Source organism: Ottowia sp., assembly GCF_016703145.1.
In the GTDB taxonomy this organism is placed as follows: domain Bacteria; phylum Pseudomonadota; class Gammaproteobacteria; order Burkholderiales; family Burkholderiaceae_C; genus Ottowia.
Map to the genome: position 1 here is coordinate 1857244 of NZ_JADJCO010000003.1, position 12546 is coordinate 1869789.

A 12546-nucleotide genomic window follows, 5' to 3' on the forward strand; every position below is an offset into this window, starting at 1 on the left:
CGCGCGATCCCGGCTGCGGCTTCTACCGAAGCCACTGCCAGGCGGCCATCGCCCAGCTGATGGCCGAAGCAAGCACCGCCGTCGCGGCGTGCAGCAGCCACCCTTCCCAGGGACGGGCACCCTTGCGGGCCAGGTCTGCCACGTCCTGCAGCGGCAACGTCACCCGCTGCAGGGCTGGGCCGACTTCATTGCGGAACACCATGCGCGCCGCTTCCTCCATGGCCCGGGTCTGTGTGTCCACAGTCCCCCGGGCCATTTCGTCAGCACGGCGGGCAATGTGCTTCACCGCCTGTAGCTTCGCGTTCTGGGTGATTTCATCCATACGCTTTGAATACGCTTCGACCCTCTCCGCCAGTTCGGTGCTGGTACTCAGCAACTCCATGCGGCTCGCTTCCAGTTGGGGTGCCAGTTTTTCGAACCGATCCAGCAACGTGCCCAGATCGCCGATAGCCACCGCCATCAGCTCCTCCCGGGCCGTGACCAGGTCGCTCACTGTGCTTGCCGTGCCAGCGGCACCACGTTGCTGGCGGCGCTCTCGGCCAGACCGAGCGCCGCAAAGCAGGCATCCAGCTGCGGCAACACCCCAACCGCCAGGCGCCTTGTGGCGAGCTTCTGGGCCAGTGTGAGCTTTTCTGCGGTGTCGCTGGCCTTGACGATCAGGGCCTTGTAGTCGGTTTCGTCAAGGGCCAGGGTGGCAAGGTCGGCATTGCTGCCCCGGATACGGCCATACACCTCGTTTGGGCCCAGATAGCAGGCCACGTTCTCTGTGGCGACGGGTTGCGCTTTGAGGAATGCCCGCAACAGATCGAAGTGCGCCGGGACATCTGCGGCGCTGCTGACCATGTTGAACACCAGCCGAACCCTTGAACGGGAGACGCCCAGCCGCGCCAGCTCGACCAGGGTGGCGATGGTGTCCTGCTGCTGCTTGAGGGCCGGTACCGTAGGAACCACAAAGGCATCGAAGTCCTCGTGACTACCTTGGTACTTCTGCATCAGGTCGAGCAATTCCTCCACGTTGCTGGCCCCGATGTCCACCACCGCGCTGTCCATGGTCTGCAGGAGCTCCTGCAGTTCGCCAAACTGCCGCCCACGCATCGCATGGCCTTCTCCATCGGCCGCGTTCAGGCTCTCCACAGAAAACAGCTCCGCGCCGTCGATACGCGGCAGCAGCAGGTGCCTGGCGATGGTGGTTTTGCCCACGTTCCCTGAGAAGTTGATGACGGCGATTTTCATGACGGGTCCTTTGCGTTGAGCCTGGCGAGCGCCAGGGGGTTGGTGATTCGGCTGCTGGCAAACGCTTCGGCGATCTCTTTGCCGCTGCGCATGTCTGTTTGCACGGATGCGACCTGAGGTGACTGGGGCGCGGTGGTTGGTGTAGGGGGCGCAAATACCTGGGGGTGGGTCAGAGCGGGTGGCAATTCATCGGGCCTCGCGCCGGTGCCCAAGCCCTGGCCGACGGAAGATGCTTTGGATGCCCTGGCCACTTCGCGCTGCACGGTCGCGTTGCTGACGTGCACGCCAGAGGACGCCAGCGCCAGACGAATGGCCTCGAAGGTGTAGCCCTGGGCACGCAGCGCTCGCATCTCGGGCGCAAAGCGCCGCGCTTTGCGTGAGCTTCGGCCGGGCGGTTCGCTCGGGACCAGTTTTATCGCGTCATTTCTATTCATTTTTTGTGCAGCAGTTGATCGGTTGCTGTTCAGTTTGTGCAGTGCCTGTGCGCTTGCTGTTCAACCTGTGCAGTTGCTGCGCACTTTCTGTTCAGTCGTGTGATGAGTGCCTTGTCTTGACACCCATCTTCGACCCTCCAACAGCCCTTTCACGCGCTGGATTTGGACCCAAATCCAGCAGCTCAAGAGCCTTGGTTCGGGCCAATACTGGGTTCATGGGTGAGTGCAGAGATAGGCGCGGTGGCGCCGGTTGTCTGACACGCTCACCCAGGGGTGAATCGTCGTCAGGAGACTCGGTATGGAACCCTCGTCACGTGACCGCATCAGCGTGGACCTGCATGGCCTCAAGGCCCCGCTGATGGAGCGAGCGCAGGCCGTCGGCCTCTCGCCTTCCCACCTGGTGCGCCAGGTGCTGGCCGACGCGCTGGGGCGTCCTGCGCCGCTGAGCGTTGAGGCCTGCCGCATGCCATCGCATGCTGATCAAGCCCCCCGCACACGCCTGAGCCTGCGCATGCGGTCTGAAGACGCCGCAGCCACGCTGCAGGCCGCGCAGCGGGCGGGCATGGCCACTGGTGACTACGTGGCCGCCCTGGCGGCGGGTGTGCCGGCTGTGCTGGACGGAAGAGGGCACGCGCAGACCTTGCAGGCGCTCACCGCATCCACGGACGAGTTGGCCCATTTCGGTCACCGCCTCTACCAGCTGAATGCGCTGTTGCGACGGGGCGATGTGGAGCCTATCCGCCCTTATGTCGCCTTGCTCGAAACGCTTGCCCGTGACGTACGCCGCCACCTAGACCATGTTTCGTGCGCCCTGGCCGATCTGCAGCCACGCCGGCCCAACGTACCTCCACCTGCCAGAAGAACCCATGTGGGTACCCGAAGGTGCCGACCATGAAACCATCCACCGGTGGCCGACGCGCTGCATCGTCTGGCACTTCGTCCGTGCCTTCGACCCTGAACAGCGCGCCCCATGCACCTGACCTTGACGGCATCCTCATCACCTGGGGCGACCGCCTGTTCTATCCGGGCAATCGCATCGTCCAGGCTCGGCCCCAGCCCAAGCTCGGTGCTTCGGGCTCTCACCAGCGTGCCAACGCCATCCGCCAGCGCATCGAAGCCACCGTCGTGCGACGTGCCCCGCAAGTTATGGTCAAAGTCACCGGGGGAGGGCGGAGCATGGCTGCCATTGCGGCGCACTTTCGCTACATCAGCAAGAACGGACGGCTGGTAATCGAAGACCAGCGAGGGGAGACCATGCAAGGCAAACACAGCCTGCACCATTTGGCCGATGAGTGGCGCATGGGCGGCGCGCGTATTCCTGAAGATGCCGAGCCAGGCCAGCGGCGCGAGGCCTTCAACATCATGCTGTCGATGCCGCGCGGCACCGATCCTCTGATCGTGCAACGCGCCGCGCGGGAATTTGCGCAGGCCGAACTGGCTGACCACAAATACGTGATGGTGCTGCACGACCACCAGGCCAACCCGCACGTGCACATCAGCGTGCGTGCGGTGTCCAGGCTGGGCAAGCGCCTCAACCCGCGCAAGAACGACTTGCACCGCTGGCGCGAAACCTTTGCTGAAAAGTTGCGAGGCTATGGCGTCGAGGCAGAGGCAACGCGGCAAACCACGCGCGGCCAACATCGCCAACCGGACCCCCTGTGGCGCTTGAAGGCGCAAGAAGCAGGGCGCCTGCGCCGCGCGCCATCAACCAAGCAAAGCGGTCTGCAGAATCATCCTGCGAAGAAGGCTGCAATCAATGCCTGGGTGCAAATCGGCCTGGCGCTGGCCAAATCGGGTGAAGCGGCTGACCGGCAATTGGCCGGGCATGTTGCGAGGTTTGTCAGAGGAATGACGACAAGCCAAACAGGCGAGCCTCAACGCAACCCGGTGCGATCAGAGTCCTCGATGCAGCACCGACCACAGCAACCCGAACCACAACCTAATCCACAGCCACAGCCACAGCCACTGACCCGGCCACGAGACATCGGCCCCCTTCGCTAGGTGGGCCTGAGTCTCAGCGCAGCATGTCGTCCACGAACTCCGATGCAGGCTCGACGCTGCTCACCATCAACCGGTCGCGTGCCCGCGTGCAGGCCACGTACAGCAGGTGCCGTTCCGTGTTGTAGATCTCTTCCAGGTCGGCATCGTCCATCACGCTCTCGATGCGGGCCTGAAGCGGCAACACATCGTCATCGCAAGCCATGACGACCACAGCCCGGAACTCCAGCCCCTTGGCCAGGTGCATGGTGCACAAAGAGGCCTCGCCCGGGGCCGTTTCTACATGCTCATCCAGCAAATGGTGGGGCAGGCCAGCCGCGTCCAGTGCCGCGCTGGCACGTTCCAGTTGCATCTCGGACCGCACGATCACACCAATTTCGTGGGCTGCGAAGCCATGGTTCAGAAGGCCTCGAATCCATTCGGCCACCCCGTTCCTCTCGGCTTCCTCATCGACGAACGACTCGATGAATGGTGCAGGCCCGTTGAACACCGACACCGTTCCTTTGCGCGTCTCGGTGTTGCCGTCCATGTCCGAAACCTCCGGCCCCAGCAACCGGTCGGCCTGCTGGCGAATCTGGTGTGAAGTCCGGTAGTTGATATTGAGCGTGCGAGACCGCCCGCGCACATCCACGCCCAGCGCTTTCCAAGAGAACGGCTGTTGAAAAATGCGTTGGCCCAAGTCACCTGCAAAAAACAGGCTGTTGGGGCCTATGGCTCCGGTGCCGTCGGGGGCCACTCCAGCCATGGCGGCTAGCATGCGCAGTTGACTCACACTCACGTCCTGCGCCTCGTCCACCACAACGTACTCGAACGGTGGGTGCTTGAGCCGTGAGAGCCTGCCCGCCAGCTCAGTGAACATGCGGGCCTGGGTCATCAGATAGGCCGAAGCCAGCCGAGTCTGTACGCCTTCAAACACCTGCCACAGCGCCTGGCGCTGCGCTTCGCTTAGCCGCGTCTTGCGGCCCAGTCGCTTCACGTCGCGGTAGGCGTCCCAGTTGGTCAACTGCCAGGCATCGACCACGTCGTTCCACTCGCCCAGTACAAAGTTCAGGGTAAAGCGGGTCAACAGCGCATCAGGCTGCTGGGCCTTCATGGCGTCCAGCGCCTCGCTCACAGCGGTGCGCACATCGCCCGCCGTTGCCATGCGTGGCTTGGGCTGGCTCTTGTCACGCAGCCGCTCCATCAGCCGTCGCCCCATACCGGTCATGTCCACCACCTCAAGCCGTTCGGCCAGCCGGGGCTGGTGGCTGATGAGGCAGTTCATCTTGTTGCGCAAAGCGTTGGCTAAGGGCTCAGAAAACGTGGTCAGCCACACCCGGGCATCCGGGTTCAGGCGGGCCAGCGTGACGGCGCGGTGCAGCGCCACGATGGTCTTGCCCGTGCCGGCTGAGCCAGAAACACGCGCCGCGCCGTTGAAGTCGCGCGCCACAAATTGCTGTTGCGACGGGTGCAGAAAGATCGACCACTTTTCCCACGGGTAGTTGAGCGCCTGTTCCAGCTCTTCCAGGTCGTTCATCACGCGGAAGCGACGCTGCGCGTCAGGGTGGCTGAACGGGTCTATCGTCTGAGCAACCGTTGTCACCTTTGGTTTGCCGCCTGTGGCCAGCTCCAACAGGGCTTCGGCCGCTTCGGCGGGCAGGTGTTCGGCCAGGGTCAACAGGCTGTCTTCGTCCGCCTGTTTCACATCGGCCAGCCATTCGAGCGGCACGCCGTAGGCCAGCATGTCGTCGTCGGTCAGACCCTTGAACAGCAAACGCTTGGTGCGGGCTGCCGGTGCAGGCGCCGGCACGCTGGTGACCTGCTCAACGACCCGTTCCCGAATCTCCACCCACTGGGCTGCGCCCGTGCTCGGGTGCGTCTCCAGCCGGCGCCGCTCGGCCCACTGGTAGGCCTTGTCGTGGTGGTCCACAAAACAGAGCAGGAAGCTGTCCTCGGTCTTGTGCACGATCAGGCGCAGATCGCTGCCCACTCGCACCGACCAGAAATGCTTGTCCTTTGACCTGTCGATCCGGTGGAACTTCAGCCCTGGATTGGCCGGGTTCTGCTGTAGGTCAAATGCCGTAATCTTGATCGCCTTCTGTTCGTCGGCGGTCAGGCGGGAAAGACTGTCAGTGAAAGTGTCTGAGATTCGAAACTGCATAGTTTCTTGGAAATATGCGCACTAGGCGCGCGAGGCCATCGCGAATTTGTTCATGGACCTAGCGCTATGCGCGCCTTTAACTCGTTCATTGGAAACCCGGGCGGTGTCGGTTTGAAATCCTTCGAGTCCTTTTGAAGTCCGTAGCCTTTGCGTTGGTGTGTTCTCAGAGCTTTTAAATTGAGGTTCATCGTCAGAAAGGTCAAGTTGTCGCCGCCTTTGATTCGAAGTGGATTCATGCTTTCCGATTTTGAGGGGCTGACAACCCGAGAGTCACCAAATTTTGAATCGTTGACCTGAACCACATAGCAGTGCAAATCCCGCGCTGCCGACTCCACAATATTGGAAAAGTACGTGGTGTCGCGATTGAATTCGGATGCAACGATAAAGTCGACCTTACCTTTAAATATCGTACGGTCCTCGATAGAAGCGAGTTCAAAGCAGTTGTAAATCGCAAAGCTTGCACCTCGCCAACGAAAGAGGTGATAAGGGTCCTTCTTTGTTGGGACTTTGAACCCTTCATTGGTCAGGATGAATTCTTCGTGTGGAGAGTAGTAGCGCTTCACGCGGCGAACTGGAACGCATGTCCAGTGCCCCGTCCCTGTCTGGTAAGGGAGAGCCGCCAACACTTGGTTCAGTGCTGCTCCTTGTCCGTTGACGCAGTGTTCTAGTCCACACACCACACCTGAATCCGTGACCTCGCTCCTGGGTTTAGGGTAAATCCCCATAGAAATCAAGCACTTGGGCCACATCTTGAGTTCACCCAGCAGGTGAAGGAAGCGCAAATGGCTGAACCGGTGGAATTTGTTGTCAAGAAGTTGCCCTACGATTTGAGCAGCCATGGCGGTTTGGCCTTGGTTGGGCGCCTGTTCAAGCGCATCAACCTGCCCGCCATGATCGATCCCCAGTACCCCGTGCGCGGCGGCATCGCCAACAGCGACATCATCAAGTGCTACCTGGCCCTGCTCACCCTGGGCAAGAACGACTTCGAGGCTGTTGAGGGCTTTCGCTCCCAGCGCTTTGCCCACCAGGCACTGGGCCTGCGTGCCGTGCCGTCCAGCGCCACACTGCGCCAGCGCTTTGACGCCATGGGCACCCAGTGGAGCGAGCTGGCCGATCAGATCAACCGCGCCGTGCTGGGCCTGCACATCAACGGCGCGCCCATCGACTTCGGCGCCCTGCCCACCGGCCACCTGCCGCTGGACATCGACACCTTCGTCATGGACCAGAGCGACACGGCCAAGGAAGGCGTGTCCTGGACCTACGCCGGGGTCGACGGCTACTGCCCCATCGCGCTGTACCTGGGCACGCGCGGCTACTGCCTGGAGCTGGACTTGCGTGCGGGCAGCCAGCACAGTGCCTGCGAGAGCGAATACAACATCGAGCGCGCGCTGGGCACGGCCTGCGCGGTGAGTAGCGCACCCTTGCTGCTGCGCGCGGACTCGGGCTTTTGCTCGCGGCACTTGATCACGCAGACGCTGGCGCAAGCGGCCCGGCTGGGCCGCCAGGTCGATCTGCTGATCAAGTGGAACCCGCGCAGTGCGCCGGTGGAGGCGATTGCCGCGCAGCGCTGCGCCGACACGAGCACCGCGTGGATGCAGCTTCGAGTGGGCAAGCGCGAATGCCTGTGGAGCGAAGCGCTGGATGGCGGTGAGCTCAAAGCCGGATGCAACCGCGCGCTGCGACGCGTCTACCGCCTCACCGAGCGCACCATCGACAAAAAGGGCAACGCCTTGCTGCTGCCCGAGTACGTGCTCGAGGGCTGGACCACCACGCTGGGCCCAGAGGTCAGCGCAGAACAGGTGATTGCGCTGTACCGCGATCACGCCACACATGAGCAGTTCCATGCTGAGTTCAAGACCGACATGGACTTGAACCGTCTGCCCTCGGGCAAGTTCGCCACCAATCATCTGGTGTGTGCGCTGGCGGCGGTGGCGATGAATCTGCTGCGCATCGTGGGTCAGCACACGCTGCACGAGAGCGACAGCCCGCTCAGAAAGGCGGCGCTGCGCCGTCGCATCAAGACGGTGATGCAGGAGTTGATGTACAAGGCCGCGCGCATCATCAGCCACGCCAGGCGCTGGGTGCTGGGGATATCGGGCAGCGACTCGGGTTTTGCGATGTTCGAGCGCGCCTTTGGGCGTATGAAGGCGGCGTAGCGCCCAAGGCTGGCCAAAGGCGCGCTGGCAAGTTCACGGATCTCACAAAACGCAGGGTGCTGCGGAGGTAGGTGTTGGCCAGTGGTGGCCACTGGGCAACAAAACCCCTGAACCTGCGGCTGCGAACGTGTGCTCGCGCACGAGAAATCGCCCATCGGTTACCCCATCAGGTCGAAATCTACAGTGAATCCCTGATTGCCGCTTCAATTGCTGGTGCATTGGGGGTGAACTCAAATCGAGGTCACGGATTCAGGACCACACCAATGTGGTGCTTTCGTGCCCAAGCAACCAACATTGATTCCCAAGCGTGGGGTACGCTAACTTCTGCAAATATCACGAGATCAATGCGGCGCTTACCTTTTTCTCGATAGCTAGAGATTTCATTCAGCAAATTCGTAAGTGGCTTGAGTCGCATGCCTCCAAGGTTGGGAATCCCAAGAAAGCTTTTCTCAATATCACCGAAATTCACTGGAACGTTGGCCAGCGCAATCTGAATATCGCTATGAAGATCCGGGGATTCTGCTCCTACCGAAAGGACCTCAAATTTAGCCATGAATTTCAATCCTCCTGTTCGGTAGTGACCAACCACTCTAAACCAGTCACCTCACGTCGATTGATTATCTCAAAGATATGTGAAGCAACATTAAAAACTCTGGATTGATCAATGGAAATGTCACCGCTGTATGCAAGAAGCATGCATTCATCGAAGTTCACAAATCTAGGTGAGTACTTCATTTTTCGCTTATCAGCTTTGACAGTTTTGTTGGGCGCCCGAGTACTCAACGGACCGGAGTAGTCGGTGTAATTGAGCAAGGGCCTGCGAACATAGTGATGTCTTAGCAGATTTGACCGACGCAGCGTTTCAGAATGAATTCCCTCAATCAGTTCCGAAAGACCAACATCGTCGGAGCACACTGCATCGGCCATCGCCAAAGATAATTCCAGGTGAGAAGTTAGGTCTTTGGCGATCTGCACTCTCACCTCATCTTGATCGGCGCGAATTCGGGATATTTCGCTCTTGAGTTGCTTGTGAAACGCTCTCAGAGTGACTCGATCACCAGCGATCCCAAGAAGCGTAAATACACGCTCCCAAAGATCGAAGAACTCGATGGCACTGCGCCCCTTAAAGAACTTCTGCAACCCCCTTGTAACTTTTTTATCGGGTGGGTCGTCAGTCAATAAATGAAGAATGGTTTGTCTAGCAAGGTGCTTGGCAAGTTCGTAACGATTTTCAGCAACCCCCTTCACACTCCGAAATTTGTTCGTAGACCCTTCGTACAGCAATTCGTACGCGACGTCTTCCAGGGAGTTGTCCGCCTCTTCGACCGGAAGCAGCAAAAAGTCACTACCATTTTCTTCAAGCTTTTTTTGAAATTTCTCCAGGCCAGCGATAGAGTGTCGCGCATCAAAGTATTGAAGGATGCACTTCGATTGCTGCAGCCGCAATCCAGCACGGTTTCGAATATTGAATGCACCATCCTGGGTATCTCTCAAAAGTCTAGGCTTGACTAGTAGCTGTTGGATAAATCCGCGCACCGGGTCTTCATCATTTGCCGCTGGATCTACTGGCAATGGAACGACCAAGAGGATGTCATCGACATAGCGGCCGTAGTATGCAGGTCGCACCACCCTGAGCACTTCCGCATCGAATTCCATCAAATACCAATTCGCAAGGACCAATGACGAGCAAAGTCCAATTGGTAGTCCGGGGACATCTGTATCGAGATCCTGGTGCGTTTGTTGCAGTAGCGATGCGATGCGTTGCTGATACGTATTTCCTATCTCTTCGATACAATCCAAGAGCGGGTGTTCGGATTTTTCAGACTCTTCTTCAGCCGATTCAATTTCTCCGCTGAGTGTAGACTTGATCTCATCAAAGTTTATAGAAACTCGATAAAAATACTCTTGGATATCCAAGCCAAGAATCGCTACATTGAGTTGGTCGTCTATGAGTAGTTGCTTCGCTTTCCGGATACCTGAGTCTCGCCAGCGCGCATATTGCTCGTGGTACTTGGCGAACAATGCGATGGAATCGTCGTCATCGTCGAGCAAATTGGTTGACAAACGCGATCCACAGCACTCGGGTCGTAGCATTGCGTCAAGCTTTACGCCCTCGACCATGATCCACAGCACCGCGATCAGATGGAGTTCGATCGGCCCATCAAAAAAATAGTTGACCCGTTCCACTTCGATGGTGGGGCTGCTGGTCACATTCGTGATGTAGCGTCCTTTTTCCTCTTCGTTCGGTTCAGCGCCCGTTGGGCCAGGCTTCAGTTTCTTTGGAACCAAGCGGTATCCAACACCTTTTAGCCAGCTTCGAAAAACGCGCTCCTTTGCTGGACGATCGGCGTTGACCACGCTGTGAACATGGGCCAACTTGGCATCAAAGGTCGGATCGCATTCAAATGCAGCCAAGCGTGCACGCAAGCGAAGATCGGTCTTGTCGTAGTAGACCAAGCTCTTCAATTTCCGGTAGGCAAGGTCGACTTGGGCTTCACTTATTTGCATCTCATGCCACCTTGAACACCTTCATCACCTCATCCCCAAGATGATTAATGACCTTCACAGCAATTCTCCCCGACACCGGCTTACCGAACGGCCGTGAAGTGTCGCTGTTGAGCGATTCCCAAGCTTCGGCGTTGATCTCGGCCTTGAGGGTGGTCTTGAGGGATTTGTAGGGGTCGCTCGCGCCCAGGAAGTAGGCGTGGCGGACGAAGAAGCTTTCTTCGTTCCTGAATCCGTGACCTCGATTTGAGTTCACCCCCAATGCACCAGCAATTGAAGCGGCAATCAGGGATTCACTGTAGATTTCGACCTGATGGGGTAACCGATGGGCGATTTCTCGTGCGCGAGCACACGTTCGCAGCCGCAGGTTCAGGGTTTTGTTGCCCAGTGGCCACCACTGGCCAACACCTACCTCCGCAGCACCCTGCGTTTTGTGAGATCCGTGAACTTGCCAGCGCGCCTTTGGCCAGCCTTGGGCGCTACGCCGCCTTCATACGCCCAAAGGCGCGCTCGAACATCGCAAAACCCGAGTCGCTGCCCGATATCCCCAGCACCCAGCGCCTGGCGTGGCTGATGATGCGCGCGGCCTTGTACATCAACTCCTGCATCACCGTCTTGATGCGACGGCGCAGCGCCGCCTTTCTGAGCGGGCTGTCGCTCTCGTGCAGCGTGTGCTGACCCACGATGCGCAGCAGATTCATCGCCACCGCCGCCAGCGCACACACCAGATGATTGGTGGCGAACTTGCCCGAGGGCAGACGGTTCAAGTCCATGTCGGTCTTGAACTCAGCATGGAACTGCTCATGTGTGGCGTGATCGCGGTACAGCGCAATCACCTGTTCTGCGCTGACCTCTGGGCCCAGCGTGGTGGTCCAGCCCTCGAGCACGTACTCGGGCAGCAGCAAGGCGTTGCCCTTTTTGTCGATGGTGCGCTCGGTGAGGCGGTAGACGCGTCGCAGCGCGCGGTTGCATCCGGCTTTGAGCTCACCGCCATCCAGCGCTTCGCTCCACAGGCATTCGCGCTTGCCCACTCGAAGCTGCATCCACGCGGTGCTCGTGTCGGCGCAGCGCTGCGCGGCAATCGCCTCCACCGGCGCACTGCGCGGGTTCCACTTGATCAGCAGATCGACCTGGCGGCCCAGCCGGGCCGCTTGCGCCAGCGTCTGCGTGATCAAGTGCCGCGAGCAAAGCCCGAGTCCGCGCGCAGCAGCAAGGGTGCGCTACTCACCGCGCAGGCCGTGCCCAGCGCGCGCTCGATGTTGTATTCGCTCTCGCAGGCACTGTGCTGGCTGCCCGCACGCAAGTCCAGCTCCAGGCAGTAGCCGCGCGTGCCCAGGTACAGCGCGATGGGGCAGTAGCCGTCGACCCCGGCGTAGGTCCAGGACACGCCTTCCTTGGCCGTGTCGCTCTGGTCCATGACGAAGGTGTCGATGTCCAGCGGCAGGTGGCCGGTGGGCAGGGCGCCGAAGTCGATGGGCGCGCCGTTGATGTGCAGGCCCAGCACGGCGCGGTTGATCTGATCGGCCAGCTCGCTCCACTGGGTGCCCATGGCGTCAAAGCGCTGGCGCAGTGTGGCGCTGGACGGCACGGCACGCAGGCCCAGTGCCTGGTGGGCAAAGCGCTGGGAGCGAAAGCCCTCAACAGCCTCGAAGTCGTTCTTGCCCAGGGTGAGCAGGGCCAGGTAGCACTTGATGATGTCGCTGTTGGCGATGCCGCCGCGCACGGGGTACTGGGGATCGATCATGGCGGGCAGGTTGATGCGCTTGAACAGGCGCCCAACCAAGGCCAAACCGCCATGGCTGCTCAAATCGTAGGGCAACTTCTTGACAACAAATTCCACCGGTTCAGCCATTTGCGCTTCCTTCACCTGCTGGGTGAACTCAAGATGTGGCCCAAGTGCTTGATTTCTATGGGGATTTACCCTAAACCCAGGAGCGAGGTCACGGATTCAGGAAGGTGCTCAGCCACAAGGAGTTCGGCGACCAGTTCATCTGACAGTCGAAGCTCCTCCTTCATCGCTTGCGATTGATCTGCGGGCGGTGTGAAGTAGGCTTGGAGCCAAGGCGCTGTAACGAACGAG

The 12546-nt window shown here is 59.8% G+C and carries 12 protein-coding genes and 1 pseudogene; 3 read left to right on the forward strand and 10 right to left on the reverse strand.

Annotated elements, in window-relative coordinates:
- Positions 1-22: 22 nt before the first annotated feature.
- From IPG65_RS12650 to IPG65_RS12660, 3 genes are read right to left on the reverse strand one after another with little or no spacing between them, the layout of a single operon-like run.
- Positions 23-493, reverse strand: a complete 471-nt coding sequence (locus IPG65_RS12650; protein WP_293189896.1) for a hypothetical protein — start codon at positions 491-493, stop codon at positions 23-25.
- Positions 490-1233 (reverse strand): StbB family protein, encoded by a 744-nt coding sequence (gene stbB, locus IPG65_RS12655; RefSeq protein ID WP_293189898.1) that lies wholly within the window; start codon positions 1231-1233, stop codon positions 490-492. Before stbB ends, IPG65_RS12650 begins: the two co-directional genes overlap by 4 nt.
- Complete coding sequence (locus tag IPG65_RS12660; protein WP_293189900.1) at positions 1230-1667, reverse strand: hypothetical protein; 438 nt, start codon at positions 1665-1667, stop codon at positions 1230-1232. The genes stbB and IPG65_RS12660 overlap by 4 nt, the downstream gene beginning before the upstream one ends.
- 298 nt (positions 1668-1965) lie before the next feature.
- On the opposite strand from IPG65_RS12660, the gene IPG65_RS12665 reads away from it, so the two are divergent.
- Positions 1966-2562, forward strand: coding sequence for a hypothetical protein (locus IPG65_RS12665; protein WP_293189902.1), 597 nt, complete (start codon positions 1966-1968; stop codon positions 2560-2562).
- Positions 2559-3668, forward strand: a complete 1110-nt coding sequence (locus IPG65_RS12670) for a relaxase/mobilization nuclease domain-containing protein (RefSeq protein ID WP_293189904.1) — start codon at positions 2559-2561, stop codon at positions 3666-3668. The genes IPG65_RS12665 and IPG65_RS12670 overlap by 4 nt, the downstream gene beginning before the upstream one ends.
- A 13-nt stretch (positions 3669-3681) precedes the next feature.
- Here IPG65_RS12670 and IPG65_RS12675 read toward each other — a convergent pair whose 3' ends face one another.
- Together IPG65_RS12675 and IPG65_RS12680 are read right to left on the reverse strand one after the other, a co-directional pair.
- Positions 3682-5805 carry a 3'-5' exonuclease gene (locus IPG65_RS12675; RefSeq protein WP_293189906.1) on the reverse strand — a complete coding sequence of 708 codons (2124 nt, stop codon included), beginning with the start codon at positions 5803-5805 and terminating at the stop codon, positions 3682-3684.
- A 50-nt stretch (positions 5806-5855) separates the two neighbouring features.
- Positions 5856-6644, reverse strand: coding sequence for a hypothetical protein (locus IPG65_RS12680; RefSeq protein WP_293189908.1), 789 nt, complete (start codon positions 6642-6644; stop codon positions 5856-5858).
- Between IPG65_RS12680 and IPG65_RS12685 the strand changes: the two genes are divergently transcribed.
- On the forward strand, positions 6588-7961 hold the full coding sequence (locus tag IPG65_RS12685) for an IS1380 family transposase (RefSeq protein ID WP_293189854.1): 1374 nt from the start codon (positions 6588-6590) through the stop codon (positions 7959-7961). The genes IPG65_RS12680 and IPG65_RS12685 overlap by 57 nt on opposite strands.
- A 241-nt stretch (positions 7962-8202) precedes the next feature.
- Here the strand turns inward: IPG65_RS12685 and IPG65_RS12690 are convergent, their stop codons facing one another.
- From IPG65_RS12690 to IPG65_RS12710, 5 genes and pseudogenes are all read right to left on the reverse strand, one after another.
- Positions 8203-8514 carry a hypothetical protein gene (locus IPG65_RS12690; RefSeq protein WP_293189910.1) on the reverse strand — a complete coding sequence of 104 codons (312 nt, stop codon included), beginning with the start codon at positions 8512-8514 and terminating at the stop codon, positions 8203-8205.
- Between the two features lie 5 nt (positions 8515-8519).
- The gene (locus IPG65_RS12695) at positions 8520-10418 is read right to left on the reverse strand and encodes an RNA-directed DNA polymerase (RefSeq protein ID WP_293189912.1); all 1899 of its coding nucleotides are present in this window, start codon (positions 10416-10418) and stop codon (positions 8520-8522) included.
- Between the two features lie 52 nt (positions 10419-10470).
- A pseudogene (locus IPG65_RS12700) lies at positions 10471-10692 on the reverse strand (hypothetical protein); the annotation flags it as partial.
- 253 nt (positions 10693-10945) lie between these two features.
- Positions 10946-11641: a transposase gene (locus tag IPG65_RS12705; RefSeq protein ID WP_293189916.1), complete on the reverse strand. Its 696-nt coding sequence runs from the start codon at positions 11639-11641 to the stop codon at positions 10946-10948.
- Positions 11638-12318: a transposase gene (locus IPG65_RS12710; protein ID WP_293189918.1), complete on the reverse strand. Its 681-nt coding sequence runs from the start codon at positions 12316-12318 to the stop codon at positions 11638-11640. Before IPG65_RS12710 ends, IPG65_RS12705 begins: the two co-directional genes overlap by 4 nt.
- Positions 12319-12546: the final 228 nt, after the last annotated feature.